General features: G+C 57.0%; 23 protein-coding genes and 1 tRNA gene. 7 read left to right on the forward strand and 17 right to left on the reverse strand.

The features are described from left to right. Positions 1-51: 51 nt before the first annotated feature. The 12 genes from JFL75_RS02815 to JFL75_RS02870 all read right to left on the reverse strand — a co-directional run bounded on the left by JFL75_RS02815 (position 52) and on the right by JFL75_RS02870 (position 12,030). Positions 52-1,350, reverse strand: coding sequence for a HAMP domain-containing sensor histidine kinase (locus JFL75_RS02815; RefSeq protein WP_215625181.1), 1,299 nt, complete (start codon positions 1,348-1,350; stop codon positions 52-54). After that, positions 1,343-2,044, reverse strand: coding sequence for a response regulator transcription factor (locus tag JFL75_RS02820; protein ID WP_215625182.1), 702 nt, complete (start codon positions 2,042-2,044; stop codon positions 1,343-1,345). The genes JFL75_RS02815 and JFL75_RS02820 overlap by 8 nt, the downstream gene beginning before the upstream one ends. Positions 2,045-2,125: 81 nt before the next feature. After that, on the reverse strand, positions 2,126-3,007 hold the full coding sequence (locus JFL75_RS02825) for a DUF4405 domain-containing protein (protein WP_215625183.1): 882 nt from the start codon (positions 3,005-3,007) through the stop codon (positions 2,126-2,128). 141 nt (positions 3,008-3,148) lie between these two features. Continuing rightward, positions 3,149-4,933, reverse strand: coding sequence for a sensor histidine kinase (locus JFL75_RS02830; protein WP_215625184.1), 1,785 nt, complete (start codon positions 4,931-4,933; stop codon positions 3,149-3,151). Beyond that, a complete protein-coding gene (locus JFL75_RS02835) occupies positions 4,930-5,625 on the reverse strand; it encodes a response regulator transcription factor (RefSeq protein ID WP_215625185.1) in 696 nt (231 codons plus the stop codon). The genes JFL75_RS02830 and JFL75_RS02835 overlap by 4 nt, the downstream gene beginning before the upstream one ends. A gap of 12 nt (positions 5,626-5,637) precedes the next feature. Further along, a complete protein-coding gene (phoU, locus tag JFL75_RS02840; RefSeq protein WP_215625186.1) occupies positions 5,638-6,294 on the reverse strand; it encodes a phosphate signaling complex protein PhoU in 657 nt (218 codons plus the stop codon). A gap of 136 nt (positions 6,295-6,430) precedes the next feature. Next, positions 6,431-7,189, reverse strand: a complete 759-nt coding sequence (gene pstB, locus JFL75_RS02845) for a phosphate ABC transporter ATP-binding protein PstB (protein ID WP_215625187.1) — start codon at positions 7,187-7,189, stop codon at positions 6,431-6,433. Next, a complete protein-coding gene (gene pstA / locus JFL75_RS02850; RefSeq protein ID WP_223292750.1) occupies positions 7,186-8,097 on the reverse strand; it encodes a phosphate ABC transporter permease PstA in 912 nt (303 codons plus the stop codon). Before pstA ends, pstB begins: the two co-directional genes overlap by 4 nt. Further along, on the reverse strand, positions 8,097-9,290 hold the full coding sequence (pstC, locus tag JFL75_RS02855) for a phosphate ABC transporter permease subunit PstC (RefSeq protein ID WP_215625188.1): 1,194 nt from the start codon (positions 9,288-9,290) through the stop codon (positions 8,097-8,099). The genes pstA and pstC overlap by 1 nt, the downstream gene beginning before the upstream one ends. Positions 9,291-9,381: 91 nt before the next feature. Then, the gene (locus tag JFL75_RS02860) at positions 9,382-10,212 is read right to left on the reverse strand and encodes a phosphate ABC transporter substrate-binding protein (protein WP_215625189.1); all 831 of its coding nucleotides are present in this window, start codon (positions 10,210-10,212) and stop codon (positions 9,382-9,384) included. 140 nt (positions 10,213-10,352) lie between these two features. Next, on the reverse strand, positions 10,353-11,870 hold the full coding sequence (locus tag JFL75_RS02865) for a DUF2828 family protein (RefSeq protein ID WP_215625190.1): 1,518 nt from the start codon (positions 11,868-11,870) through the stop codon (positions 10,353-10,355). Between the two features lie 47 nt (positions 11,871-11,917). Continuing rightward, positions 11,918-12,030, reverse strand: a tRNA-OTHER gene (locus JFL75_RS02870). 349 nt (positions 12,031-12,379) lie between these two features. Between JFL75_RS02870 and JFL75_RS02875 the strand changes: the two genes are divergently transcribed. After that, positions 12,380-13,183 carry a hypothetical protein gene (locus tag JFL75_RS02875; RefSeq protein WP_215625191.1) on the forward strand — a complete coding sequence of 268 codons (804 nt, stop codon included), beginning with the start codon at positions 12,380-12,382 and terminating at the stop codon, positions 13,181-13,183. A 71-nt stretch (positions 13,184-13,254) separates the two neighbouring features. On the opposite strand, the gene JFL75_RS02880 is transcribed toward JFL75_RS02875, so the two are convergent. Then, positions 13,255-14,076 carry a MerR family transcriptional regulator gene (locus tag JFL75_RS02880; RefSeq protein ID WP_215625192.1) on the reverse strand — a complete coding sequence of 274 codons (822 nt, stop codon included), beginning with the start codon at positions 14,074-14,076 and terminating at the stop codon, positions 13,255-13,257. A gap of 84 nt (positions 14,077-14,160) precedes the next feature. Between JFL75_RS02880 and JFL75_RS02885 the strand changes: the two genes are divergently transcribed. Continuing rightward, a complete protein-coding gene (locus JFL75_RS02885) occupies positions 14,161-15,495 on the forward strand; it encodes an MATE family efflux transporter (RefSeq protein ID WP_215625193.1) in 1,335 nt (444 codons plus the stop codon). On the opposite strand, the gene JFL75_RS02890 is transcribed toward JFL75_RS02885, so the two are convergent. From JFL75_RS02890 to JFL75_RS02900, 3 genes are all read right to left on the reverse strand, one after another. Next, positions 15,496-17,034 (reverse strand): DUF1302 family protein, encoded by a 1,539-nt coding sequence (locus JFL75_RS02890; RefSeq protein WP_215625194.1) that lies wholly within the window; start codon positions 17,032-17,034, stop codon positions 15,496-15,498. A 20-nt stretch (positions 17,035-17,054) separates the two neighbouring features. Next, entirely contained in the window at positions 17,055-17,846 is a 792-nt protein-coding gene (locus tag JFL75_RS02895) for an outer membrane lipoprotein-sorting protein (protein ID WP_215625195.1), read from the reverse strand. Positions 17,847-18,008: 162 nt separating this feature from the next. Beyond that, on the reverse strand, positions 18,009-20,762 hold the full coding sequence (locus tag JFL75_RS02900; protein WP_215625196.1) for an efflux RND transporter permease subunit: 2,754 nt from the start codon (positions 20,760-20,762) through the stop codon (positions 18,009-18,011). Positions 20,763-20,908: 146 nt separating this feature from the next. Between JFL75_RS02900 and JFL75_RS02905 the strand changes: the two genes are divergently transcribed. Beyond that, complete coding sequence (locus JFL75_RS02905) at positions 20,909-21,289, forward strand: ArsR/SmtB family transcription factor (protein ID WP_215625197.1); 381 nt, start codon at positions 20,909-20,911, stop codon at positions 21,287-21,289. Between the two features lie 22 nt (positions 21,290-21,311). On the opposite strand, the gene JFL75_RS02910 is transcribed toward JFL75_RS02905, so the two are convergent. Next, positions 21,312-21,926 carry a DUF488 domain-containing protein gene (locus JFL75_RS02910; protein WP_215625198.1) on the reverse strand — a complete coding sequence of 205 codons (615 nt, stop codon included), beginning with the start codon at positions 21,924-21,926 and terminating at the stop codon, positions 21,312-21,314. A 121-nt stretch (positions 21,927-22,047) separates the two neighbouring features. On the opposite strand from JFL75_RS02910, the gene JFL75_RS02915 reads away from it, so the two are divergent. The 4 genes from JFL75_RS02915 to JFL75_RS02930 all read left to right on the forward strand — a co-directional run bounded on the left by JFL75_RS02915 (position 22,048) and on the right by JFL75_RS02930 (position 26,351). Next, positions 22,048-23,178: an aldo/keto reductase gene (locus JFL75_RS02915; RefSeq protein ID WP_215625199.1), complete on the forward strand. Its 1,131-nt coding sequence runs from the start codon at positions 22,048-22,050 to the stop codon at positions 23,176-23,178. Positions 23,179-23,250: 72 nt separating this feature from the next. Then, positions 23,251-23,688: a VOC family protein gene (locus JFL75_RS02920; protein WP_215625200.1), complete on the forward strand. Its 438-nt coding sequence runs from the start codon at positions 23,251-23,253 to the stop codon at positions 23,686-23,688. Between the two features lie 111 nt (positions 23,689-23,799). Then, positions 23,800-25,338, forward strand: coding sequence for a sulfatase-like hydrolase/transferase (locus tag JFL75_RS02925; RefSeq protein WP_215625201.1), 1,539 nt, complete (start codon positions 23,800-23,802; stop codon positions 25,336-25,338). Next, on the forward strand, positions 25,335-26,351 hold the full coding sequence (locus JFL75_RS02930) for a LacI family DNA-binding transcriptional regulator (protein WP_215625202.1): 1,017 nt from the start codon (positions 25,335-25,337) through the stop codon (positions 26,349-26,351). The genes JFL75_RS02925 and JFL75_RS02930 overlap by 4 nt, the downstream gene beginning before the upstream one ends. Positions 26,352-26,423: the final 72 nt, after the last annotated feature.

Here is a 26,423-nt window from a genome sequence, read left to right on the forward strand (position 1 = left end):
CTCTCCTCCTCACCGCCGCAGGCAGGGGCGATTGGAATTGACCGTATAATCTTACCCCTCAACGACTGGAAAAACCACCCGGGTACGGAAACGCCCGGTCTCCGTGACGGTCTCCACCCGTCCGCCGTGGAGCTCCATAATAAAAGCGCTGATCTTAAGCCCCAGGGATTTTCCCCCGGCGGACGGCCGGGGCTTGAGCACGTTGGTTACCTCCAGCGCCAGGCGGCCGTCTTCATACGTAACCGTCAGTTCCACCGGTTCGGACAGGTCGGCGTGGTTCCGCAGGTTGGCGAGAAGGTTGTCAAACACCCTGGACAGGAGCCGGGAGTCCCCCCGGAGCTTAAGCCCCTCCGGCAGGGAGCCGGAGCGCCGCAGATCCCCCAGGCAGGCAAGCTCCGCGGCAAACTGGTCCAGGAGCGCCCGCGGGTCCAGGTCGGTCATTTCCGGCTGCTGCTGCCCCGAGGACAGGGTGGCGTAGTCCAAAAGCTCCTCGGTACGCTGGCGCATGGCTTCGGCCTTGCTTTCCATAATCCCCAGGTACTCCCGGTGCTCATCCGGGAGATCGCCGTTCTTTTTTAACAGCGGAATAAAACCCAGAATCACCGTCAGGGGCGTGCGGATATCGTGGGAGAGTTCCCCCACCAGCTCCCGGTTGGCGGCGGCGGCCCGTTCCTCCGCGGCGATGCGCTCGCCGATGGTACCGGCCATGGCGTTGATGCTCTCCGCCAGATGGCCCAGCTCGTCCCGGCCCTTAACGGGAACCCGGTGGTTTAAGCCGCCGGATTCCATCAGGGAGACCCCCCGGTCAACCTCGACAATATAGTTTATCCTCCGTTTTATGGGAATATAAAACAGCAGGATGAACACCAGGAAGGATAATATCAGTGAAATGATCAGTCCCAGGTTGCGCAGGGCAAAGACGCCGGTGTGGAGAATCATCACCCTGGCTTCCCCATCGGCAAAGGTGACGGCGGCGAAATGCCTGGCCAGTTCGGGCTTGCTCCGGCTCCTGCCGCCGGAGACAGTCTCCGGTCCGGTGGTCCGGCCCCGGTGCAGTTCCCCAACGGGAAGGATAAGATACTGGCCCGAGGCGCCGTCCCAGGTTTCAATGGCTTCGCTGTCGCCGGAGTCTATGCCCCCGGCGGTGACGAACTCCTGGAACTCCCGTACCGCTCGCTGTGCGCCTTTTTCAAGAAACCTGGTTTCACTCCAGGGCATAATAATGTGGGAGAAGACCAGCGCCAGAAGGCCGAAGACCAGGGCCGCGGCGAAGAAGCAGAAAATGAGGTGAAGGAGAATTTCCACTTTGAGGCTTCCGGCGCGGAAGGGGTTTTTCCGGTGTTTAGGCATCCCGGTCCGCCTTGTACCCCATGCCCCATACGGTTTTAAGATACCGGGGATTGCCGGGGTCGCGCTCTATTTTTTCCCGGAGCTTGCGGATGTGGACCATGATGGTATTGTTGGAACTGTCGTAGTACCGTTCGCCCCAGACTGATTCGTAGATGTTTTCCGCGGAGAACACCTTTCCCGGGGTTTCGCAGAGCAGGAGCAGCACCCGGTACTCCGTGGCGGTAAGGGCCTTTTCCTCCCCGTCAACGGAAACCCGCAGGGCTTCGGTATCAATGGAAAGTCCCCCCAACGTAATGGCGGGCTGTCCCGTTTCGGCGGACCGGCGGCCGCCGTATTCCCGGTACCGCCGGAGCATGGCCTTGATCCGGGCCAGGAGTTCCGACGCGTGGAAGGGTTTGACCAGGTAGTCGTCCGCCCCGGCGGAGAAGCCGAATATCTTGTCGTACTCCTGACCCTTGGCGGTAAGAAAAAGGATGGGCACCGGGGAAGACTTCCGGATGGCCTCGCAGGCTTCAAGGCCGGTCAAACCGGGCATCATCATGTCCAGCACCACCAGGTCGATCCGGTCATCGAAAAGTTCCACCGCCTGGAGGCCGTCCGCCGCCTGGATAACCTGGTACCCGCCGTCGGTGAGCAGCACCGTAAGCAGCCGCCGGATGTCTTCGTCGTCATCGGCTATCAGTATCCGGACCATGGTAGTTCCTCCGTCTGTTTTTAAACTATACCGCCCGGCGGAAGTCACGCCGACTCCGCCGGGCGGATCCTGTAAAAGGGTTTAAGCTTTTCCGCAGGCCGCCAGGGCCGTTGGTGTCCTGCCGCCTTTCCGCTTCCGCCGGCCCGAAAGGCTGTCTATGGCGTATAATACCACGGAAACCGCCGTCAGAACAGCGAGATACGCCGCCGAAGAAATCACGGTGGAGGACGGATTGAATACCATCCTGCCCGCGGGTCCCTTCTGGCCTCCGCCGGTTCCCGGGGCGCCGCCCTGGCCGGTTCCGCTATTGCCCGCCATGTCCGCCGCCAGAATCTCCCCGGACGGGCCGGCGGCGGCCATTACTCCGGAGGTTTCAGCCGGGGCTTCGGTCTGAACACCGCCGGCCATGTACTGCTGGCGCATCTTCTGGTGCTCCGCCTTTTCCGCCGCAAGAGTGTTGAGGCCGTACACGCCGCTTACCATGACCAGGGCCAGGAGACCTCCGGCGAGGATACGCCGGGCCGCGACGGGCATGGGGAAACGGGTCTTAAGGGTGTGGAGAATCATTTTCCAGTGGAGCCCCAGGTGCACCCCGGTGAGGACCAGGGCCAGCATGGCCGAAAGCATGTGGGCGGCTTTCCAGGCCATGGCGCCTTCGAGACCAAAAAGCACTTTGGATATTAAGACGCCGCTGACCCTGCAGACCAGGAAGGAGACCAGGAGAAGCAGGTCCACCACGTAGAGCAGCCGCTGCCGGGAACTGAAGTTTTTGTCGAAGATCCGTTTGCCCGCCTGGACGATCCACCGGCGGTTGTAGAAGAGGTGCACCCCGAACAGGGCAAAGATAACCAGGCCGGCTATTTCATGGAAAATCAGGCCCGTGGCCGATACGCTGTAGACCATCACCAGGAGCACCACCAGGACCAGGTCAAATAGAATCTTTTTCAGGTTGGTATTTTTCATATTTTCCTCCGTTGGATTTCAATTGCTGGTTACAATCTACCGGGCAAATCTTAACTGCCAAGGGGGAAAATTCTTATTTTTTTCTTAATTATGGGGGAAATCAATGATTTGAATCTCACGGGATGGGCTTTTTTGTTTTCCTCACCCCGGTATCCGTATCCTGAACACCGAGCCCTCACCGGCGTGGCTCTCCGCCTCAACACTGCCGTGGTGGAGCAGGGCGATGTGCCGTACAATGGAAAGCCCCAGGCCCGTGCCCCCGGCCTTCCGGCTCCGGGACTTATCCACCCGGTAGAACCGCTCAAAGATACGGTCCAGATGCTCCGGCGCGATCCCCGGCCCCTGGTCGGCCACCTCAATCACCGCCTCGCTGTCTTTGGCGAACGCCCGGAGCTCCACCGCCGTCCCCGCCGGGGAATACTTGATCGCGTTGTCCAGGAGATTAAACACCCCCTGGATGAGAAACGACGGATTGACCTTTGCGTTTAACTCCTCATCGCAGGAAAGGGTAATGGTTATGTCCTTCTTATCCGCCGCGGCCCGGGCCATGCCGGCCGCCTCGGCAAGCAGCTCCTTTAAGGGCGTCTCCTCCAGCTCAAGGCCCGGACCGTCCCCGGCCTCCAGGTTCATCAGCAGAAGCAGGTCCCCGGTGAGATCCTCCATGCGCCGGGCGTTCCGGTGGATTATCTTCAAAAACCGCCGGGTCTGCTCAGTATCGGAAAAATCCGTATCCAGGAGATTTTCGGAAAACCCCTTAACCAGCTGGATCGGTGTTCTGAGTTCATGGGACACATTGGCCACAAAATCCTTCCGTACCCGCTCAAGCCGCCGGAGCCGGGTCACATCCGACAGGACCATCACCAGTCCCTCGAGCGCCCCCTCCGGACCGGAAAGCGGCGCCGCGTACACCCGGAAGTACCGGGTACCCCCGTCTCCGGGGATAGCCAGTTCCGGCTCCGTTGCCTCCTCCGACGGAAGGCCCCGGGCCAGAGCCCGCCGGGCACTCTCCTCCAGGGCCGACGACCGGGTAACCTCCAGGAGGGACCGGGACCCCGGAGTATCGGGAATGGCGAACAGCCGCCGGGCCGCGGGGTTTACCAAAAGGATCTTAAGCTCCGTATCCAGGGCAAACACCGCCTCGTTCATGCCCCCGAGGATTGCCTCAAGCCGCCGGCTCTGGGACTCCGCCCGGTCGATGCGGCGGCTCAGCTCCGCCGCCATGCTCCGCAGGGTGCCGTCCAGTTCGTTAAACTCACGGACATCCGTAACCGCGGGAAGGGGCAGGGTTTCCGGTTCCGGCCGGTCCCGCCCGGCCGCCGCGGCCAGGTCAGAAAGCCGGGACACCGGGGCCGAAAGGCTCCGGGCGAAACCCCAGACCCCCAGCACCGCTATGGCGGAGAGGATGAGCGCCGCCGGGAGAAAGGGCAGGGCTCCCGGGGCCACCCGGGCCCAGAACGAGGGGATGGTCACCGACAGGCGGAATACCCCCTGGACGCTGTCCCCGGCGGAATCATACACCGGCAGGGCAGCGTAGATCTGGGCCTTCCCCAAACTCCGGGACCTCCGCCGGATCGTGAGGGCTTCTCCCCTCAGGGCCGCATCCACCTCCGGCCGGTGGCGGTGGTTCTCCAGGGAATTAGGCGACCCGCGGGTATCCGCCAGGACCTTTCCGTCAGGGGCGATAATTGTGAGCCGGTAAGGCGTTTCCGTCAGGGCGGCGAAAAGTTTATCCGTTCCCGCATGCTCCGCGGACAGGTCCAGGTCCGCAAGGGCCGAAAGACTCCGGGCGCTCTGCCCCAGGTCCCGGCTGTTGGTCTCGTAGTAGAGGGAATTCATCACCAGGAGCATGGCCCCGGTAAAACAGAAGGAAAGCCCCAGGACCAGGGCGGAAAGGATACCCAGGGTTTTGCCGAAGATAGTTTTCATGATGGGGTAAACCGGTAGCCCACGCCGCGGACCGTCTCTATAAAGTCCCCGGCCTCCCCGAGCTTGCGCCGGAGACCCAGAATCTGTACATCCACCGACCGGTCGGTGACGGGGTAATCATCCCCCCGGACCGCGGCGATAAGCTTGCCCCGGGTAAAGACCTCTCCGGGCCGGGAGAGAAAGACCCTCAGCACCTCAAACTCCGTGGCGGAAAGATCCAGGGCCGTGCCCTTCCAGAAAGCCTGGTGGCGCCGGGCGTCCAGGGAAAGACCCCCTTCCTCCCAGAAGCCGGGTTCACCCTGTCCGGCCGGGGCGGCTTCACTGCGCCGGAGGGCCGCCCGGACCCGGGCGGTGAGCACCTTGGGGCTGTAGGGTTTGACCACGTAGTCGTCCGCTCCCAGGTCAAGGCCGGCCACGATATCCGCCTCTTCGCCCTTGGCCGTGGCGAGGATCACCGGAATAGCGTTCCACTCGGGCCTAGCCTTGAGCCGCCGGAGGACTTCCAGGCCGTCTATGCCCGGGAGCATAATATCCAGGAGCAGACAGTCCGCCCCCTTCTCCCGGAGCAGGGCCAGCCCGGCCTCGCCGCTCTCCGCCAGGGAAAGCTCCCAGTCCGTTCCTGCCAGGGAAACGGAAAGCAGTTCCCGGATATCCGGGTCGTCTTCGATAATAAGGATCCGTTCTCCCGCCATCAGGCCGCCCCGTCAGTTAAGTTCTTCATGTTTACTTTCTACCATATAAATCACCGCTTCGCAAATGTTTGTGACATGGTCCCCCAGGCGCTCCAGGAAACCGGACACCGAGAGGATCCGGACGGCCTTTTTCGTAAGCTCCGGATGCTTCCTGATGAGTGTAAGCAGCTCCTCGGTAAGAGCCCGATGCTCCCAGTCGATATCGTCATCCATGGCCGCGGTCCGCCGGGCGGCGGCCGCGTCATGGTTCCGGTAGGCCTCCATGGCCGCCCGGATCATTTGTCCTCCGGTCTTGGCCATACTGTCCAGCCGGTCCAGGCAGCGCAGCGACGGGTCCCCGGAAAGCTTGGCCGCCGCCCTGGCCAGGTGGACCGCGTAATCCCCGGCCCGTTCCAGGTTGCCCGTGAGCTTAAACACACAGACCAGCTCCCGGAGGTCCCGGGCCACCGGGGACTGGGTGGCCATAAGCGCCGCGGTCTCGTCCTCGATGGTAAGCTGCAGGGAGTCCACCAAAGTGTCGGACACCTTAACCATCCCGGCTAGATCCGGATCTCCCTCCCGCAGAGCCGTTGCAGCGGAAGCCAGATTCTCCTCCACCAGGGCGGCCATGCGGAAAACTTCCTCCCGGATGTTATCCAGCTTGGTATTTAAAATAGTCCGGGTATTCATTATAAGCTCCCTTAGAGTTGTTCAACAACTTCAGCTGTTGAACAACTTCTTCTGAAAATACGCACGTTTTACGGCCGGGAGGCCGTAAAACTGCAAAGCCAAGTGAGATAGCCAACCGGGTTATCTCACTTGGCTATTAACCAAAACGGCCTGAGATATAATCCTCGGTCCGCCGGTCCCGGGGATTGGTAAATACATCGGTGGTGTTTCCCCATTCCACCAATTCCCCCATGAGGAAGAACGCGGTCCGGTCGCTCACCCGGGCGGCCTGGTGCATGGCGTGGGTAACAATGATGATGCTGTACTCTTTTTTAAGTTCCCCGATGAGTTCCTCAATCTTGGCAGTGGCAATGGGGTCCAGGGCGCTGGTGGGTTCATCCATGAGGATGACCTCCGGCTCCATAGCAATGGACCGGGCAATGCACAGCCGCTGCTGCTGTCCCCCGGAAAGGCTCAGGGCGGATTTTTTGAGGCGATCCTTGACTTCCTCCCAGAGGGCGGCCTTTTTCAGGGATTCCTCCACCAGGGCCGAGAGGGTTACCTTGTCCCGAAGCCCCTGCATCCGGGGGCCGTAGGCCACATTGTCGAAGATACTCATGGCAAAGGGATTGGGCTTCTGGAAGACCATGCCTACCCGGCTCCGGAGCGCCGTCACATCCATACTGCCGTAGATATTCTCTCCGTCCAGAGTAACGGTTCCGGTGATCCGGCACGAAGGAATAAGGTCGTTCATCCGGTTTAGCACCCGGATACAGGTGGATTTGCCGCAGCCCGAGGGGCCGATAAACGCCGCCACTTCCCGGTCCGCCAGGGAAAAACACACCTTTTTCAGGGCCTGAAATTCCCCGTAGAAAAGGTCCAGGTCCCGGACCTCCAGTTTTACCGCGGTATTCATAATCCGCCTCCCAGCTTTTTCCGGAAATTAGAGGAGATGATCCGGGTGGCGGTGTTGATGATTACCACCAGGATGATGAGCACCGCCGCGGTGGCAAAGGCTATGCCGAAGTCCTCCGGATTGATAGCTTCCTTGGTAAGGTAGTACAGCTGGATGGTCAGGGTCCTGCCGGAATCGAAGATAGACCGGGGCATGTTCTTAGCGATCCCCACGGTGAGCAGCACCGGCGCGGATTCACCCACCACCCGGCCCATGGCCAGGATGGCGGAAGTAACAATCCCCGGCAGGGCCGAAGGAAGAACCACATGGCGGATGGTCTGGAACTTGGTCGCCCCCAGGGAAAGGGATCCTTCCCGGAATGAATCTGGTATGGTTTTTATCGCCTCCTCGGTGGTCCGGATAATCACCGGCAGTATCATGATGCTCAGGGTGCAGGCCCCGGCAATGATGGACTGCCCGAACCCGAGAATCCGACAGAACACCAGGAGCCCGAAGAGGCCGTACAGAATCGAGGGAATCCCCGCCAGAGTTTCGATGGCCAGCCGCAGAATACGGACCCCCCGGGAATCCCCGGCGTATTCGGTCAGGAACACCGCGGTGAGTATTCCCACGGGAAGCGCCAGGATCAGGGACGCGGCCACCACATATACGGTGGTTACCGCCATGGGAAGGATTCCCCCCTGGGAAGCGGAACCCAGGAGGAACCCCAGGTTCAGGTGCCCTAGGGCCTGGCCGGCGATATAGGCCAGAATAAATCCCAGCACGCCGATAACCAGGGCCACCGCCCCGGCCATAATCCACCAGAGGACGCGGTCCGTTAACCGTTGGTTTTTCCGGTCCTTAGGAATGATATTCTTCGGTTTTATCATACCGCCGCAGGTTTCAGCGGGCGAAATTACCAGTTCCATTACGAGGCCTCCTTTTCCAGACGCCGCCGCATATAGAGGATGGCGCTGTTGAGCAGCAGAATCATGATGAACAGAACCACCCCCACTGAAAAAAGCATCAGGCTGTGCCGGCCCTGGGCGTAGCCCATTTCCAGGGCAATGGTGGCGGTGAGGGTCCGGACGCTGTCCAGGGGGCTCCTGATAAGCTGGGCGGAATTCCCCGCCACCAGGATCACCGCCATGGTCTCCCCCACGGCCCGGGAAATCCCCAGGATGATTCCCGTGATCACCCCGGAACGGGCGTGGGGCAGCACCACATGCCAGGCGGTCTGCATTTTGCTGGCCCCCAGGGCCAGGGATGCTTCCCGGCTGGTCCCGGATACGGCCCGGAAGGAGGTTTCCGCGATGGAGGTTACCGTGGGAAGAATCATGATCCCCAGGATCAGTACCGCGGAAAGCAGGCCGTTCCCGGAGGGCACATTGAAGATCTGTTTTACCGCCGGGACCACCACCATGAGGCCGAAGAATCCGTAGACCACCGAAGGAATCCCCGCCAGCAGTTCAATGCCTCCCCGGATCAGGGCGGCGGGTTTTTCGGGAACAAATTCCGCCAGGAACAGCGCGCAGAGCAGGGCAATGGGCACCCCCAGAAGGATCGCGCCCAGGCTGGTCAGGATGGTTCCCAGGATCATGGGAAGGATGCCGTAAACCTTATTGTAGGTGGGCCGCCAGTCCAGGCCCCCAAGAAACCTGAACACACTGTAGGGCGGCTCAGGAAGCAGGATATGTATTTTCTGTTCCAGGCCCGCCATCCGGCCCGGATAGGTGAGGGTGTACACATAGGATTCGGGGGAACTGATTTCTCCGGAACCAAATGTTTCAAAAACCAGCTGTTTGTCAGGGTCCGTTTCCCCGGAATCCACGGTGATATCCAGGGACCGGGATTTCCCGCCGCCGGAAAACCGAATGGCCAGTTCCCGGGTTTCCCGGGGTATATCGATGAAGGTTGAAGGATTTTCGTAAAGCGTCCCGTTCACTTCGATGGCATCAATCTGTTCGGTTACCAGGCGGATTCCCGGGGCGGTGGCGGACACAAAGGGTTCCGCCCCCTGGAAGAACACGAAGAACAGGATCGCCCCCAGGGCAACAACCGCGATCCCCGAGGCCCCCCGGACCAGATACTTAAAAAGAATATCCGTTTTGTAACGGTTCATGCCCACCGTTTTTCTCCCATGGTTTGTTCAGACAGGGGCGGCCGGGGTATATACCGCAGCCGCCCGGACCCATTTTTTTAGATAGATTTTTTTACTTCACCGCAATCCAGCTTGTTCCGGCAATAGCCTGGCCCTGGGGCGACATCATCCAGTCCATGAATTGCTTCGCGCTGCTGCTGGTTTTTGCTTCCCGGTACAGGATGATAAAGGGCCGGGAGATTTTATAGGTCCCGTTGATTACATTGGCGGTAGAGGCCGCAATGTTTTCAACCGGCACGGTTTTGATCGAGTTGTCCGCGGAGCCCAATGAAATATAGCCGATGGCGTTGGGATTTCTGGAAACCTCCGCTTTTATCGCGCCGGTCCCGTCAAACTCGGTGGCTCCCAAAACCAGGGAATCCTTAAAGGCGATGATTTCCTCAAAGGCGCCCCTGGTACCCGAACCGGGTTCCCGGGAAACCACGGCGATTTTCCCCGCCCTGCCGCCTGCCTGGCTCCAGTCGGTGATATTTCCGGCGTAAATATCCCGGATCTGTTCAATGGAAAGGTTGGCCACGGGATTGCTGGGATTGACGATCACCGCGATGCCGTCCAGGGCGATGATAAGCTCAGTCAGGCCGTATCCCTTTTCTTCGGGTTTCAGCGTCCGGCTGGACATTCCCAGTTCGCTGGTTCCCTGGTTGGCCGCGGTGATGCCGTCGGACGACCCGGTCCCATTGATATTCACCGTAATGCTGGAATGTGATTTGGCATATTCTTCCGCGAATAGTTCCATTAACGGGGTAACCGAGGTGGAACCGGAAACTTCGATGGTGTAGGGCTGGGCAGTTCCCTGGCCCGTTTCTTTATTCCCTTCGGCGAAAAGGGACGCGGTAAGCACAGTCCCCAGCAGTATCCCGGTAAGAATCAGATTCTTTTTCATGGATTTATTCTCCTTGCAGGTATTCCGGAGACCCAGGGCCCCCGGTTATTACAAGGCAAATGTACACAGAATATTGTTAGGAGATGATGAGGAGTACGTTAGAAAATAATTAAAAAAGGGCGGGCATAAAGGACGCCGTATCACTCCAACGCAGCTATTACTTCCGCTGCCGGAGCGTACCGTTCATCCTCCAGAATGTCCAGCAGGCACTCATAAGGGTCGAGCTTGGCGGAAAGGACCATGTTGAGGATGTAGATTGAAAACCCGCTCACCAGGGCGACTCCCTGACGGTTTTCCTGTACCGGGATGGTGTTGGTCCGGCTGTTCACGTTCCAGAATACCAGCCGGGGCAGCCGGTAGCCGTTGGTTTCATATTTCTTCTGAATCTGTTTAAACAGATGGGCATCGGCGTTTTCCGCGCAGGCGTCGAATTCCATGTCGCTGATAATAACGATGTTCTTCGGCAGCGTCCCTTGGGGCATCCGGTCCTTAAGGGCTGTGGTGAGGATAAGCTCAAAGACCGCTTCAATGTTGGTGTTGGACACCTCGTTGTGGGTGCGGGCAATCTCGAGTTTTTCCTTAAGATTTTTGACCTTGCCGAGGTCCACCAGCTGGGGCCGGGAACTGAAGGTAATATAGCGGTTTGCGAAGGGACCGCCGCAGCGTTCCGCGAAGTAGATCGCCAGGCCGTTGGCCACCGACAGGGCCGAACAGGAGCCGGTGCCGGCCTTAACGCTCATGCTTCCCGAACCGTCGGCCACCACGATGGTGTTCCCCATGTCCTGTGCCGGACTGGGCAGGGCCTTCCAGAGCTGTTCCAGGGATTCGTCGTACGCTGCGGGGCTGAAGCGGCTGTTCATATAGGCATGGACAATCTCATGGGGGAATACCGCCCCGGCGTTGATTTTTTCTTCCCCGTTTTTAAGGCTTTCCAGGAAAGCCTTCCGCCGTTCCTCGTCGTGCCTGAGAAACGCCTTCCGGTATATCACGTTAGCCCTGGACGGGACCGTTCCGTAATGGATTTCCCCGAAGGCCTTCCGGGACATCTTCTGTTCCACCACGTCCAGGTACTTCCGCAGAGCGGAAAGGGTAGTGCGGTACTGTTTTTCCGTCATCCCCAGGTGCTTCGCGATGATCCTGGCCTCCAGCTTTGCGGCAGCGCTGGAGGCGTTGACGCTGGGGAGCCATTTCGCCAGAAGGGATACGGAACTGCCGGTTTCCATGGCCGCCCGGTCCCGGGCCAGCTGTTCTTTAAAAAAATCCAGGACAAGGTTCTGCTGTTTCGTTCCCATAAGGCACAGCAGATCGTCAAAACGTCCGTATTCGGGAACTAAGGGTATCAGTTTTTTGAAGGGAAGTTCCCCGTGGTGAATGGCCAGATAACTGAGAATCATCCTGAACAGCCGCCGTTCCCCCAGGCCGCCGCGGATGTCCCGGGCGTAAAACAGCCACAGAAGCGCGGCCCGGCGGTCATCAAAATATGCTTTCATATACCGGCCGGCAAGGTCATTTTCACTGGCAGCTCTGAGGGAGGGTACGGCGAAGTTTAAATCCACCAGGTTTTTTCCCGAAGTCCTGCTGCCCAGGGCGTTGTTTTCCGTTCGGGATACGTTCATTTCGTTATTCAGCGTGTTCCGCAGTTTTTCGAAAAAATCCACCCTGGACCTCCTTTAATTATTTTTCCGCCCATGCGGGAGGCTTTTAATGGAAGGGGCCGGACTCGAACCGGCGACCTAGTATTTTGCTGTTAAAGCCTGTTGCCAGGCTTATTGTTACTGCTCTACCCGAGCCGCAGAAGCGGACCTGAGCTACCCTTCCGGTAAAACACGGCGCATTTTATCTTTACGGATTGATGTTTGCTGTCAGCGCCGTTCGTGAACAGTATAAACGGAATCGGAAGCAATGTAAAACGGTATTTGGCGGCGGCGGGGCTGGGTACTTGTTAGTCAATGCTAATTGTGATAAGATACGAATCAACATTGGTTAATTTGCGTCATGAAAATTTAGAGATTTTCTGGAAAATATTTGCCTTAAAGGTGCAAATATGGTATTTGGCCGTGTTACAAAGTGTGATATGGATTCATACATAATGTATCCGTATTTAAGCAGAAACCACCGCCTGTATAGACGGGAAAATTTTTCAGCATCGGAATTATGGAGTTTTACGATGAAGAAGATTGTATTGAGTGTTCTTTTGTTTTGTTTTGTCTTTGGTTTTGCAGCGGCCATTGATGATCGTGGCGTCGGTTTTACCGCCGGGGTTGATGTGAGTCTTGGGGATGTCGCCGACGATGTTGTTTTTAAACTTATTCCCAACGTCGAATACGCCAATTCCTTCGGGGCCTTTGATATCCTGGCCTATCTCGAATACGGCATCGCATTTGACGATCCCGACAACGTTCAGAACCTGTACGGAGAGCTGGAAGGTTTTTATAACCTCAGGATCAGCAATCCCGGACTGCTGACCGTCGGGGTGTACACCGAACACGATCTTCACCTCGCGCCGGATTTGGGTGATGATGTGCGGACCTATAACCTGATTATCGAACCCCGGGCTATGTACACCCATAGCTTTGATTTCGGCGACCTGTTCGGACGGGTCGGAGTTCCCATAACCCCCATGCATCAGGGAGTTCTGGACGACGATGATGAACTTGGCCTTGGCGTGAATTTCAGGCTGGGATGGCAGTCCACCTTCGGTCTGGGAGCGCACGTAACCGCTAATATGGACTTCAAACCCGATTCGGAGTACACCGGAACCGATCTGCTGATCTCCTACGAAATGGAAGATTTCGGACTCTACGCGGAAGTTGAATTCAGCGCGAACAAAGATTTTGATATCTTCAGCATTACTCCCAAAGTTGAGTACCATATCACCAACATGTTCTGGGTCTGGGGCGAAGTTGAATTCAGCGGTCTGGGCGACGAGGCTGTTGTTGTTCCCACCCTGGGTGTCAAAGCCAGCTTCTAATCTTACATCTTAGTCAGAAAAGAATGAAAAGCGGTTCCTTCGGGAACCGCTTTTTTCGTGTAGCCGCCGCGTTATTTCTCTTCAACCCGAATGCTTATCCTCAGCAGGTACTCCGCAGGGTCCGGTACCGAAATCTCATCAAGCATGAATTCCTCATAGGCGTTTCCTGCGGGCCTGAGTTCCCGCTTTTTCATAACGGAAAATAGTTTTTTGTACAGATCCCCGGTAAAAGCGTAATCCGTCCGGGCATAGCCGATAAGATACAGTCCCGCGGGCTTTGTCCCGTTTGCGGAATAGCGGCCCCGGGGAAGGCGGTAAAAGTACCGGCTCGGCCGGTGCCATTCGCCCCGTGCCAGGGCCTTTCGGGAGACCAGGGTCCCCACGGGAAAGCCCATGGGTATTCCCGCCTTAAGACAGGCCCGGTAGAAATCCGGGAGAAAGTCCCAGCCCTCGGCCAGGTTGTAGGAAGCGGGCAGCGGCGGCCCAAAAAACAGAGCTTCCTTTTCCTGGCGGACCAGTACGGGCCTGGCCGTGTCCGCGGTCCGGCTCTCCCGGGCCAGGGCCAGCCGCACGTCGATAATATCCTGTATTTTCTTAAGCCCCGCGATCTGGGCCTCCAGCCTTTCCCGCTGGCCCAGAAAAGTTGTTTCCAGCTTCTCCGGGGTGCGGGCAGCCAGGTAGGCCTTGATTTCCTTTAAGGGCATGCCGATCTCCCGGAGGGCGTTGATCACGCTGGCCGTGTCGATCTGCCGGTAGGAGTAGTACCGGTAACCGTTGGCCCGGTCGGTTCCCGCCGGGGGGAGGAGTCCGATCTTATCGAAAAACAGGAGATTGTCCCGGGAAATCCCGGAGAGGGCGGCGAATTCACTGATCCGCAGGGTCTTTTTTACCATGTTTTCCGGTTTGTCCTTGACTGTAAAGTTACTCCATAGTTTACACTCCCAAAAGTACCCGGTCAATCCGGGCGAGGAGAATCTATGACTCTGGAAGCGAACAGGAAAACTATCCTCAGCTATGTGCTGCCCTCCATCTGCGCCATGATAGTGTCCTTTACCTACAACGTGGTGGACGGGATCTTTGTGGGCCGGGGCGTGGGGGAAAACGCCCTGGGGGCGGTGAACCTGGCGGTGCCCTTTACGGAAATAATGACCGCCCTGGCATCCATGCTCACCATCGGCGGCGGCACGGTCATGGCCATCCGCAAAGGCCGGGGAGAGTACGAAAAGGCCAAAGAAGCCTTCATGGCAAGTATCTTTCTGCTTTCCCTGGTGGCGGCGGTGCTGACGATTATCGGCGCGGTCTTTCCCTACCAGGTGGCCCGGGCGTTCGGCGCCACGGAGGTCCTGCTTGAGGACACCGCGGTGTATATCCGGTGGTACTTCCTCTTCGCTATCTTTTTTACCATCTCCATCCTGGGCTGCACCTTCGTACGGAACGACGGCAGTCCGGGCCTGGCTTTCTGGGGTATGATCAGCGGCGCCGTCGCGAATATTTTCCTGGACTGGCTATTTATCTTTCCCTTCGGCATGGGCATCAAGGGCGCGGCCATTGCCTCCGGTCTGGGGCAGATCATCGCCTGCCTGGTCCTGTCCACCCACTTTATCAGGAAGAAAGGCATCCTCCGGTTCCGGCGGTTCCGGCCGGGCCGGGAACTCTGCCGCAAGGTGGCTGTAAGAGGACTCCCGGAGTTCGTGGTTCAGCTCAGCCAGCCGGTAACCATCTTCTGCTACAACCAGGTGATGCTCAAGCTATCCGGGGAACCGGGGCTGGCGGCCTTTTCCGCAATATCCTATCTTATCACCATCATGATGGGCCTTTTCTTCGGCATCTCCCAGGGACTGCAGCCCCTGATCGGAAACAGCTTCGGCGCGGGGAACCGTTCCCATGTGTCGTATTTTTTCCGCTCCGGGCTCAAGATCAATCTAGTTTGTTCAACCCTTTTGTACCTGGTGTACTTCTTCCTGGGGGACAAGGCCCTGTCGCTTTTTCTGAGCAGCCCCGGGCTGGTCAAAAGCGCCCATAGCTCCTTAAAGGTCTACGGCCTGGCCTTTATAATCGCTTCGGTGAGTATCATCTATATGACATACTTCCTGTCCACTAAGCGGACGGCCCAGGCCCTGGTGATTTCCGGCGCCCGGGGCTTTGTGCTCAATTCCATTTTGATTTTTACTTTGCCGGTGATCTTCGGCGCTTCGTGGCTCTGGTATCCGCTTATTATCTCCGAAGCGCTGACCATGCTGTTAGCCGTGATTCTCAAAAAGTATTACGATGCCGTCCATAGCCCGCTCCCGGTACGGACGGCATGCCGGTGATCAGAACTTGTAGCTCATGCCGATCTGGACAAAGCTGTTGTCCCGGTAATCGTAAAATTCACCGTCGGTATTGCTGTTGATGTACATCCCCGAGACAATAAGGTTGAGCCCGTCGGTGATGTTCCAGTCAAGTTTGGGCAGCAGCAGGAATTCCTTTCCTTCAATGCCCCAGATGAAGTTGCAGGACAGCTCAAGCTTATCCCGGAGAAAGGTGTCGCTCACCAGGAAGGAGATACGGTTGGATGTGGCTTTGCCGTGGCTCCGGTAGTCAGTGTCGTACTGTTCGGGAACGGCGCCGCTGCCTATCTTATCGTGGTTCATGATCCATGACCCCTGGTTCTGGATATTCAGGTTGATGTTGTGCACCGGCAGGTCCACGTCAAACCCCGCCACCCAGTTGAAGCTGTTGTTCCGGACCCAGGGATCGTCCCCGTTCGTGTCGTCGGTGAGGTAGTAGGCTGCTTCCCCCCGGAGGTTAAAGCGGCCGGCCGCGGCCGCCGCTTCCAGGCCGAAAACCTGAAGCCGGTCGTAGTGCAAAGAGGGAAGCGCCGTGTCGCTGGCCAGAGCCGCGGGATTTCCCGAGGCCTTTGCCGCCAGATAACCCGAGAGATCTGCCGTGGGCTGTTTGTAGTGTCCGTAATAGTAGGACGCTCCCAGGTCAACCGGTCCCAGTGTATGGGTGACCCTGAGGCCGGCCTGGCCGTAGTCGAAACTGCTGGTGGCCGGAAGAAGGCTGTCCGCCTTGGCGGCGGCGGCCAGCAGGGCCACTGCGTCGTTGTTCTGCAGGGCAATATCCGCCTGGGCTCCTAAGACTTCTCCCGTAACAGCGGTGATAGACCCCAGGCTTCCCGGGGCCCAGATCCCCGAAGCGGCGCTCCGGTCGGCGGTCATCATGGGAGCGTAAACCCCCTCGAGTCTCAGTCCCGCGGGGCCGTTCCACGCCACCCGGAACATGGGTTCGGCGATGCGCCGGTCGATATAATCCGGGATGATAAAGTCCGTATAGTCGTTGGCGTTGAAGTTATCCACCACGTGAAGTTTGTCCCCCTTGCCCCAGACGAGCTTCATCTTTCCGCCCTCGATAACAAAGTTCCCGGCGTACAGCCGCAGGGTCAGCTCCTCCAGGATATCCTCCGGGTAATCCCGGATGGATGCCTCATCGAATTGCAGGGTTCCCGAAAGTTCCGCTAAGCCCCCGGAGTAGCCAATATCCAGGGACAGGTTTGGGAAGAGGTATATTCCGTCACCGGCCTCGTCGATATCGAAATAGTCCTTATACGCGTCTCCCCCCAGAATGGCCCGGGCCTCGAAGGATGCCTTTCCCCCGATGGTAAGAGCGCTGCCGCCGGCGAAACCGAAACCTCCGCCTCCGAAAGCGTCATCCGCAAATCCGCCGAAGCCGTCGCCTCCAAAGGAGTCGTCGCCTCCAAGGGAGGCGCTGTCAAAGCCGCCGAATGATTCCTGGGCAAAAAGCGCCGGGGAAACCAGGGCCAGCAGAACCGCCGCTGCCGCCGTGATATACCGTTTTTTCATGTTCATAAATTTTCACTCCATAATGCCTAGAGGCGTCCGGTATTCAGGAAGTTCTGGGTAAAGACCCGGTCGCTCACGGGTTTGTCCACTTCGATGTTGGTGATCACCAGTCGGGTGGCGTGGCCCGTCTGGACATTGGTCAGCAGGGTATTTATGGGAATATCGTAGCCTCCCACGTTCCGCAGTTCCTCCACGGTAAGTTCCTTGTAGAGGTTTCCCCGTTTGTCATACATCAGGCTGTGCACCGGGGTGAGGGTGGCCTTGTCCACACAGACGATCCGGTAGGAATATTCCGAAGAGGAAGCGACCTTTGGGGTGGACTTTACTTCCCAGCAGTCGAAGCCGTTTACGGTCTTTTCCGACAGCAGCTCATGGGTGTCCTCGTCCACCTCCCGGCTGCTCATATCGTCGTAGGAGGCGTCGGTTCCCATGAAGGACTTGCTCCCCTCGGAGGCGGCTATGCGCCGGGTTGTCCGGAGTGCGGGCAGGTAGATCCATTTATCGTCGTCCCGGCCCTTGTTTTCAATCTGCAGAAACCGGGTGTCCCGCACCGAAGCGGGGCTGCGGAATATCATTACCATGGAGGTAAGATCGTCGGCGGTCTTGCTCCATTCCTCCACGGTCCGACTTTCGGTGGAACCGTTCGCCTCAATCAGGTCCATCCGGACCATGGTGTGGAGGTACGCCGGTTCGGGCGCGTCGTACACGTTCTGCATGATGGTCCGCCCATCCTGGGCAAACAGGGAAACCGGCAGGATAAGGGCCATCCCCGCCAGGGCGGCCATCCGGATACGTTTTTTAGCGTTTACATGTTTCATAGAATTCTCCCTATGTTTAGTTTTTATTCACACGTGGGTTTAATACCCCGCCATTTATGGCGTTTGTTGGTAAGTAAGGAATGCTATCCGGGGTATTAAACCCGCTACAATCCATACCTTGCAGAACCAACATACCCCGTCCTTTAGGGCGGGGTTGTTGATTCACGCCTCTTCGGGGCGGTTCTTTTTCCGTTTCATAAACTTGAAGTCGAAGATATTCAGCAGGCCCGGGATGACCGTCATGGCTAGAACCGAACTGGTGAACATCACCACCGCCACCAGGATGCCGATGTACCGGAGCACCACGAAACGGGACAGGCAGAGCACCAGGAATCCCAGACCCACGGACAACGCGTTGGTTACGATACCCCGGCCGCTTTTTTCCAGGGTCTTCCGGGTCACCTCCTGCAGATTGCCGGAGAGCTGCCGTTCCTCCCGGTAGTTGGTCATAAAGTGGATTGTGTAATCGATGCCGACCCCCACGGCGATGGATGCGATGAGGCTGGTGAACATATCCAGGTTTATATTGAAAATGCCCATGGCCATGTAGTTCAGCAGGATCGCGAAGAGCAGGGGGACCGCCCCCACAAGACCGGCCAGAGGCGACCGGAAGTAGATTGCCAGGATGAGGAACACGCTCACCAGAGAAAAAAGAAGACTCCGCATCTGGCTGGAGATGATAAGTTCGGTCATGACGTATTCCAGCTGGGCGTTTCCCGTGGCGTGGACCGTGTACCCTTCGGGGAAGTGGGCCGCGGCGTAGGCTTCCGCGTCGTTGATGATGCCTTCGATAACCGTGGTGCTCCGGGTCCGCAGCTGTATGGCCACCCGGCCGGTCCGGGGAACCAGGGAGTCGTCGATAAAGTTATCCAGGGACCCGCTGAAAAGCAGGAGGTACTGGGACACCAGATCCTGGAGTTCCTCGGTGGTGGCCGCGGGATATTTCGCGGGATCGTAGGGAATTTCGTAGTAGGCCGCGCCGTTGTAGTTGAGTTCTTTTTCCAGCTCCCGGACGATCCCCTGGACCGTGGCAGCGCTGCCGCCCGCGGTGGAGTAGGCTTTTTCCAGCAAAGCCATACCCTCCCGGAAGGTCATGGGTTCGCCGAGTTTTGTCGCGTAGGCGATATTGGGATCGATATAGCCGTCATCTGTTCCGGACCAATCGTCATCGCCGCCGAAGGAAAATTCATCGTCAAAAGATGAAAGCCCTGAACCGCTGTCATCAAAGGATGAAAAACCAAAACTTTCTAACCCCTTATCTCCAGAGAAGTCATCCTCCCAGTTCGTTTCGTACACCGCCGGGTTTTCGGGGATGTGCATCACCTGGTTCATCCGCTTGACAAAGGTTGAGAAGGAAACGGTCTTGCCTATTTCGCCGTAGGTCTCCGACAGATGGGTCTGGAGCTCGTCCAGGGGTTTGAGAATCTCCGGCCTGGTCATGTCCCCCTTTTCCTGGCCTTCCACGATGAGGTAGATGCTGTTGGTTCCGGCGAAACGTTCGTCCACAAAGTCGATGTCCTGCCTCACCTGGGAATCCGCCGGGAAGTAATTTACCAGAGCGGTGTCCACGGTGATCCGCCGGATACCAAAGGCTGATACGGCGATGATCACCATTGAAAACAGAACCAGCCGCACCGGACTTCCCGCCAGTATCCGGTAGAGCCGGTACAGGATGGATGGTTTTGAAGGAGCCTCTGTCTTCACGGCAGTATCCGTCTGCGCCGGGGTGCCTTTGGCTTTCAGCTTCGCCTTGATCCCGTCAAGGAACCCCGACCGCCTGCCGATGCTTTTTTCCGGTTTTACCATCAGCAGGGCGGGAATAAAACTTATGGACAGGAGCAATGAGAAAACGATGCCCAGGGCGGTGAAGACCGAAAAACTGCGCAGGGGAACCAGGGGGCTGCCTACCAGGGAGATGAATCCCGCTACGGTGGTGACCGCCGCCAGGATGACCGCCGGGAGAACTCCCGTAAGTCCCTTCAGAATAATCTCCCGGTGGCGTTCCCTGCCGACAGGTCCCGGTTCTTTGTCCAGGGCGGCGTAATAGTGGTTCATCACGTGGATGCCGTAGGCCGAGCCGATGGCGATGAGCGCCACGGGGATAACACTGGAAACAATCGTAAAGGTTACATTGAGCATGCCCATGATGCCCAGGGACCAGATGCTGCTCAGCAGGACCGTAATCAGGGGGAGGACTGTGCCCTCAACACTGCCGAAGGACAGGAAGAGGCAGATGATCACCACCAGCACCACCAGGGGAATGAGCCGGGCCATGTCGGAACGCATGAACTGTCCGGCGCTCTCGCTCACCACCGGGTCTCCCACGTAGGTAACTTTGATGTTGGGATCAACGGCAGTTTCCGCGACAATAAGCCTGACCGCGTCTAGGGCGGCCTGCTTTTCCTTTGAACCCAGGCCGGTTTCCAGGGTTACGGACATCTGGGTGCTCTTCCAGTCGTCGGAGATTATGACCCGGTGGTACATATCGTCCCAGCCGGCGATCTTTTCCCGGATGTCCCGGAGTTCCGCCGGGGTACCGGCAAAATCGTCCCCCACCAGGCTGCCGGCGATAAGGCTGCCGTCCCGGCCGTAGATGTAGTCAATATTTGCCAGGGATGTGACCTCGTCCACCTGGAGCACATCCTCAATCCGTTCGGTGATATCCCGGAGCAGGTTAACGTAGTCCGCCGTGAGGATGCTGCCTTCCCGGGCTTCAAGGACGATGCCGATAATATCGGTGCTGCCGAATTCCGCCTCCATCTCCTCCAGCCGGACGTAGGATTCATGCTCCACCGGAAGGTAGATCCGCAGGGAGTTGTCGATTTCCAGCTTTCCCAGCTGAGTGGCGAAACCGGCGGTTATAACCAGGGCAGTGACGATGATAATCCAGGGATGTTTGAAGAACCTTTTTCCCATACTCTTTTCTCCTTGATTTTAAAAGTTTAAGAGTTTAAGCGTTTAAGTATTTAAACATATAAACGAAAATATTGACAACAAGAGAAATTGTCAATACATTTTTACTGTGAAGCTTAAATATTTTCCGGAAGGGAATGAGGTGGGGTATGATAAACCAGAAGGAAATAAAAAAAGCCGCGGAAAAATTCAAACACCTGGGACCCAGTTTTATAGCCCTGGGGGATGAAAACCGGCAGCGGATCGTGCTGATTCTGGCTGAGGCTGGTGTTGATGGAATGAACGTATCGGATATAACCGACCGCTGCCATCTTTCCCGTCCCGCGATTTCCCATCACCTGAAGATCCTGAAGGATGCCGGGATTATTTCTTCCTATAAAAAAGGAACCCAGGTTTTTTATTATATTTACCTCACTGAAAAACTGGCAAAATTCAAAGACCTTATCAGTACCATTGAGACCATTCTTTCCTATGTGGATCAGGAAGAACTGAAACAGAAAGCGCCCTGGATACAGGGGAACCGGGTCTGAGGTTTTATGAAACGCTGTGTTTTTAGGTCTGTTCTTCGCTGAACCGTTTCCCCATGTCTTCGTTTCTTTTCCGGTAAGCCAGAATCAGGGCTTCTTCGCGGTTCATGGCGGATTCAAACAAAACAGGCTGCTCCGGCGCCGGAAAATACCGCGCCAGAAGGCGTTCTTCAATATCTTCCTGGGTCATTTCTTTGTTGTCAGGCAGCAAATGAATAACCTTGAATCCCGCCTCATGGAAGACCCGGGCAATCATGATGGCCCGGTGACAGTTGAAGGGATCTTTTTCGGCGCACATCAGGCTGATGGAATAACCCCGCTCGAGGCTTTGTTTTACTTTTTCAAATCCCGCCGCAAAACTTTCCGACTGCGCGTACCGTTCAAAATCGAAGTATGTCCCAGCGGTGTAATACCGCCGGTCGGTCTGTTTCCCGCCGAGCTCCGCGGCGTAGCTCCGGTAATGGATGCGACACCGGCTCAGGACCTTCTCCAGGTTTTCCCGGTTGTATTCATTGTAATACCGGGAAAAAGGCTGACTGCGGACATCGATGACCAGGGATATTCCGCGGGCCGTGATGGTCTGGATAAACGCATCCAGGGAAAACCCCGAATAGCCAATCGTATATACCGTGTCCACCACCGGCTCCCTCCTTGCCTGATTCAGGAAGAATACCACGGAACCGGCAGGAAACCTACTCTCTGGCGGACTATCCATGAGTTCACTCTATACGTATAGTTATTGAAAACAACAGGAGATCACTATGCAGGAATACCTCGGCAAAGACATCCCCAAATTAGGCTTCGGTCTTATGCGGCCGCCAATGATCGGCGAGGATGTGGATATGGAACAGTTAGCGCGGATGGTGGATCTGTTTATGGAAAAGGGATTTTCCTACTTCGATACCGCCTGGGGCTATTTGAATGGCAAATCGGAACTGGCCGCCCGGGAAGTTCTGGTCGAACGGTATCCCCGGGAACGTTTCCAGTTCGCCACCAAGCTGCCTGCCTGGGCGGTTTCCACGGCGGAGGAAGCCAAAAACATGTTCCGTACCTCCCTGGACCGTACGGGTCTTGAGTTTTTCGATTTTTACCTCCTCCACAACCTGGGCGGCACCGGAAATGTCCGCACCGAAACCTTCGACCGTTTCGGTATCTGGGACTTTCTGGCGGAACAGAAGCGGGAAGGGCGTATCAGGCATCTCGGATTCTCCATGCACGCCAAGGCTGCCCATCTGGATGAGGTTCTTTCCAAGCACCCGGAAATGGATTTTGTCCAGCTCCAGATTAACTATGCCGACTGGGAAAACCCGGTGATTGAGTCGCGGAAATGCTATGAAACCGCCATGAAACACGGTAAGCCCGTGGTTATCATGGAACCCGTCAAGGGCGGCGCCCTGGCGAACCTGCCGGAACCGGCGGCGGAGATTTTCTCCCGGGCCGAACCGGGCCGCTCCCAGGCTTCCTGGGCCCTGCGCTACGCCGCTTCCCTGGAGGGAATTGTCACGGTACTCAGCGGGATGTCCACGGTTGACCAGATGAAGGACAATCTTTCGGTGATGGAAAACTTCCGTCCCCTTAACAAGGAAGAACGGACCGTCATTGAACGGGTGCAGCAGGCCCTCTCCGCCATTCCCCAGGTGCCCTGCACCGACTGCCGGTACTGTCTCAAGGGCTGCCCGGAACATATCTCCATCCCCGGAGTTTTCGCTGCCGTCAACGATTATCTGGTGTACCGGAATATGGCCCGGGCAAAGAGCCGCTACGGGTTTGAAACAGCCTCCGGCGGAAAAGCCTCGGCCTGTATCCGCTGCGGCGCCTGCGAAGAGGTCTGTCCCCAGGGAATTCCCATTATTGCGGAACTGGCCAAGGCGGCGGAAATCTTCGGGATGTAGCCGTACCCTCTGGGTACGGCCGCACCGCGGCTTCAGCCGTATTTTCCGGAGAACGTCAAACCAGGAGAAAAAATGAACAGAATCAACCTGATCTGTCTCGGAGTGGCGGACATAGAAAAATCACTGCTTTTCTATAAAAACATTGGCTTTAAAACGTATGAGCAGGGCAGCCGCCCAGCGATCGTTTTTTTCGATACCCAAGGCACCAAACTCGAACTGTTTCCGCTGGAGGGGCTGGCGGAGGACATCGATCCCGATAATCCCCCTGAAACAGCACCGGGAAAATTCGGGGGCATTACCCTGGCCATAAACATGAAGTCCGAAAAGGAAGTGGACGATTTTATCGAGCTGGTCCGGAAGAGCGGCGGTACGGTTGTTAAGAAACCGCGAAAACTCTTGACCTGGGACGGCTACAGCGGATATTTCAGGGATTTGGACGGATATTACTGGGAAGTTGCCTACGGCAAAAACTGGAAATTTGATGAAAATGATATGCTCATAATTGATTAATCAAACCGGCGCAGGACTTTTGTAATCCGGTGCTGTTTTTTCTTGACATATCTCTGTACCGGATCTACTATGTACACACCAGTGTATATAAACAGGAGTGTATATCCGGATATGGAGAAGAAACGCCAGGTTGTATTCATCATGACCGATACCACCCGATGGGATATGGTCGGCTGCTACGGGTACCCCGATATGAAGACCCCCTGCATCGACGCCCTTGCCCGGGAAGGGGTGCGGTACGACAAGGCTTATACCTGCCAGCCCGTCTGCGGGCCCGCGCGGTCGGCGATTTTTACCGGGCTTTTCCCGCATTCCAACGGCAGTTTTACCAATACCGTGCCCCTGCTGAACGGGGTAAAAACCGCGGGGGAATATCTGACCCCGGAAAACGTACACTGCGCCTATATCGGAAAATGGCATCTGGACGGCGGGGATTATTTCGGCAGCGGGATTTGTCCCCCGGGATACGATGACGCCTATTGGTATGATATGCGCCGTTATCTGGACGAACTCTCCCCCGGGGAACGGCTCAAAAGCCGGAAGGAAAACTCCTCCCTGGAAGACGGCGGGATCGATGCGGAGTTCACCTTCGCCCGCCGGGTAAGCAACCGGGCCCTGGATTTTCTTGAAAACCACGGCGGAGAGGATTTTTTCCTCTGCGTCAGCTACGATGAACCCCACCAGCCGTACCTGTGCCCCGAGCCGTTCGCGTCCATGTATAAAGATTATGAAATGCCCAAGACCCCGAATTACTACGATACCCTGGAAGGCAAACCCCTGTACCAGAAGCTTTGGGCCGGGGACAGCCTCCATGAGGACAAATCAAAATTATCCGTAAAACCCCAGCTGTTTCTGGGATGCAACTCCTTTGTTGACAGTGAAATCGGAAGGGTTATCGATAGGGTGAAGCGGTCCGCGCCGGACGCCATGATTATCTTCACCTCCGACCACGGGGAAGCGTTGGGCGCCCACTCCCTAACCTTAAAGGGACCCACGGTCTACGAGGAAGTCGCCCATATTCCCCTGATAATAAAAGGCGGGGCTTACTGCCGGTCACCCGAAGGCGCGGTCTACCCGTCGGTGGCGACCCATATCGATATGCTGCCGACGATTCTGGATTACTTTGATATTCCCACGCCGCCGGTGCTGCAGGGAACGAGTATGCGGCCTGTCATTGAGGATCCCGAGCACAATAAACTGCACGATACGGTGTTCTGTGAGTTCCACCGCTATGAAATCGACCACGACGGTTTCGGGGGAATCCAGTTTATGCGGGCGGCGGTAACCGATACGGATAAGCTGGCGGTCCATCTCCTGGACGAAACCGATGAACTCTACGATACGGTGAACGACCGGTACGAAATGAATAATCTGATCAACGATCCTGATAAGAAGGAACTGCGGGATACCCTGCACCAGAGAATAATTGATTTTATGAACAATACCCGTGACCCCTACCGGGGATATCAATGGGAGGTCCGTCCGTGGAACAGCGCTTACCGGCGGCCTTCCTGGGAAGTGGACGGATTTACCCGTCAGCGGCCCGCGGGACCGGGAGAACAGATCCAGCTCGACTACGATACGGGACTCGAAATTACCGAAACCGTACGGTTCAAGAAAAAGGCGGATAAGCCCGCGGGACAGGTATGAGCGGTCCCAATACCTTAAAGAGGGTCACCCGGGCGGATGTCGCTAAGGAAGCCGGGGTAAGCGAAACCATCGTTTCCTATGTGATCAACGGTAACCGGTACGTGGATGATCTGAAACGCCGCAAAGTCCAGAAGGCGGTGGCAAAGCTGAATTACCATCCCTCTCCAATGGCCCGGGCTCTCAAGGGAAAAAAAAGCAATCATATTCTGTTCATCGCCGACGATCTCATGTCCGAACACTTCGGAAAGATTATCAGTGAGATGGAAAAGATCGCCTACGATGACGGATGTTTCATTTCCCTGTGCAGCGACCGGACGGACAGGAACTTTCTCAGCAGTGTTTATAACCGTTCCTTTGACGGGGTAATCATCGGTTCCGGGACGATCCCCGATACTTCAATACAGACCCTGATCGACAGCGGGGTTCCGGTGGTGCTGCTGGAGATCAGGAGCTACAGCAGGATCCGGGGGGTCTACGGCAAGATCAATACCGGACTGTACGGCGGGGCACGGAAATGTGTGGAGCTGCTCCAAAAAAAGAACCGCCGGCACATTGTCTACGCGGACAGCCTTTCCCCTGAGGGCCTGAAAATCAACAAGGCTGACTTCCGTTACCAGGGATACCGGGACCAGATGGAGGCAAAGGGGCTTCCGCGGGCGGTGATCGACGGCTGCAGAACCGAAGATGAGCTGGCCAAACGGTTCCTCGCGTATTTTGGCCGCCATGAGGTGGATGGGGTGTTCTGCAGAACCGATACCATCGCATGTACTGTTATGCGGGCTCTCCAGGATAAGGGTATACGGATACCGAAGGATGTGTCCATTGCGGGGTTCAACAATTCCCGCATCTCCAGATACGTGACCCCCCGGCTTACTACCATGGAAATCCGTAGGGATCTTGTGGGCCAGAATGCCATGGCAATTCTAAAGCGGCTGACCGATGAAAAAAAAGAGCTCACCAAACCGCTGTTTGTCCAGCTCGAAACGGAGCTGGTGGAACGGGACAGCGTTTAAAATGCATTGCTGCCGCCGGCGGGGCGGCTTTGAATTAAGTTAAGAAATTAGGTAAGACCTAAAAAAGGAGAG

Origin of the sequence: Breznakiella homolactica (assembly GCF_016616095.2) — a bacterium.
Classification (GTDB): Bacteria; Spirochaetota; Spirochaetia; order Treponematales; family Breznakiellaceae; genus Breznakiella; species Breznakiella homolactica.

What these genes read in the sequence shown, in the direction of transcription:
- JFL75_RS02820 (WP_215625182.1), bottom strand. Translation starts at nt 2,044, where the DNA reads ATGGTCCGGATACTGATAGCCGATGACGACGAAGACATCCGGCGGCTG.
- JFL75_RS02830 (WP_215625184.1), bottom strand. Translation starts at nt 4,933, where the DNA reads ATGAAAACTATCTTCGGCAAAACCCTGGGTATCCTTTCCGCCCTGGTC.
- JFL75_RS02890 (WP_215625194.1), bottom strand. Translation starts at nt 17,034, where the DNA reads ATGAACATGAAAAAACGGTATATCACGGCGGCAGCGGCGGTTCTGCTG.
- JFL75_RS02920 (WP_215625200.1), top strand. Translation starts at nt 23,251, where the DNA reads ATGAACAGAATCAACCTGATCTGTCTCGGAGTGGCGGACATAGAAAAA.
- JFL75_RS02905 (WP_215625197.1), top strand. Translation starts at nt 20,909, where the DNA reads ATGATAAACCAGAAGGAAATAAAAAAAGCCGCGGAAAAATTCAAACAC.
- JFL75_RS02825 (WP_215625183.1), bottom strand. Translation starts at nt 3,007, where the DNA reads ATGAAAAATACCAACCTGAAAAAGATTCTATTTGACCTGGTCCTGGTG.
- JFL75_RS02885 (WP_215625193.1), top strand. Translation starts at nt 14,161, where the DNA reads ATGACTCTGGAAGCGAACAGGAAAACTATCCTCAGCTATGTGCTGCCC.
- JFL75_RS02875 (WP_215625191.1), top strand. Translation starts at nt 12,380, where the DNA reads ATGAAGAAGATTGTATTGAGTGTTCTTTTGTTTTGTTTTGTCTTTGGT.
- JFL75_RS02835 (WP_215625185.1), bottom strand. Translation starts at nt 5,625, where the DNA reads ATGGCGGGAGAACGGATCCTTATTATCGAAGACGACCCGGATATCCGG.
- phoU (WP_215625186.1), bottom strand. Translation starts at nt 6,294, where the DNA reads ATGAATACCCGGACTATTTTAAATACCAAGCTGGATAACATCCGGGAG.
- pstB (WP_215625187.1), bottom strand. Translation starts at nt 7,189, where the DNA reads ATGAATACCGCGGTAAAACTGGAGGTCCGGGACCTGGACCTTTTCTAC.
- JFL75_RS02900 (WP_215625196.1), bottom strand. Translation starts at nt 20,762, where the DNA reads ATGGGAAAAAGGTTCTTCAAACATCCCTGGATTATCATCGTCACTGCC.
- pstC (WP_215625188.1), bottom strand. Translation starts at nt 9,290, where the DNA reads ATGAACCGTTACAAAACGGATATTCTTTTTAAGTATCTGGTCCGGGGG.
- JFL75_RS02915 (WP_215625199.1), top strand. Translation starts at nt 22,048, where the DNA reads ATGCAGGAATACCTCGGCAAAGACATCCCCAAATTAGGCTTCGGTCTT.
- JFL75_RS02925 (WP_215625201.1), top strand. Translation starts at nt 23,800, where the DNA reads ATGGAGAAGAAACGCCAGGTTGTATTCATCATGACCGATACCACCCGA.
- JFL75_RS02895 (WP_215625195.1), bottom strand. Translation starts at nt 17,846, where the DNA reads ATGAAACATGTAAACGCTAAAAAACGTATCCGGATGGCCGCCCTGGCG.
- pstA (WP_223292750.1), bottom strand. Translation starts at nt 8,097, where the DNA reads ATGGAACTGGTAATTTCGCCCGCTGAAACCTGCGGCGGTATGATAAAA.
- JFL75_RS02880 (WP_215625192.1), bottom strand. Translation starts at nt 14,076, where the DNA reads ATGGTAAAAAAGACCCTGCGGATCAGTGAATTCGCCGCCCTCTCCGGG.
- JFL75_RS02860 (WP_215625189.1), bottom strand. Translation starts at nt 10,212, where the DNA reads ATGAAAAAGAATCTGATTCTTACCGGGATACTGCTGGGGACTGTGCTT.
- JFL75_RS02815 (WP_215625181.1), bottom strand. Translation starts at nt 1,350, where the DNA reads ATGCCTAAACACCGGAAAAACCCCTTCCGCGCCGGAAGCCTCAAAGTG.
- JFL75_RS02930 (WP_215625202.1), top strand. Translation starts at nt 25,335, where the DNA reads ATGAGCGGTCCCAATACCTTAAAGAGGGTCACCCGGGCGGATGTCGCT.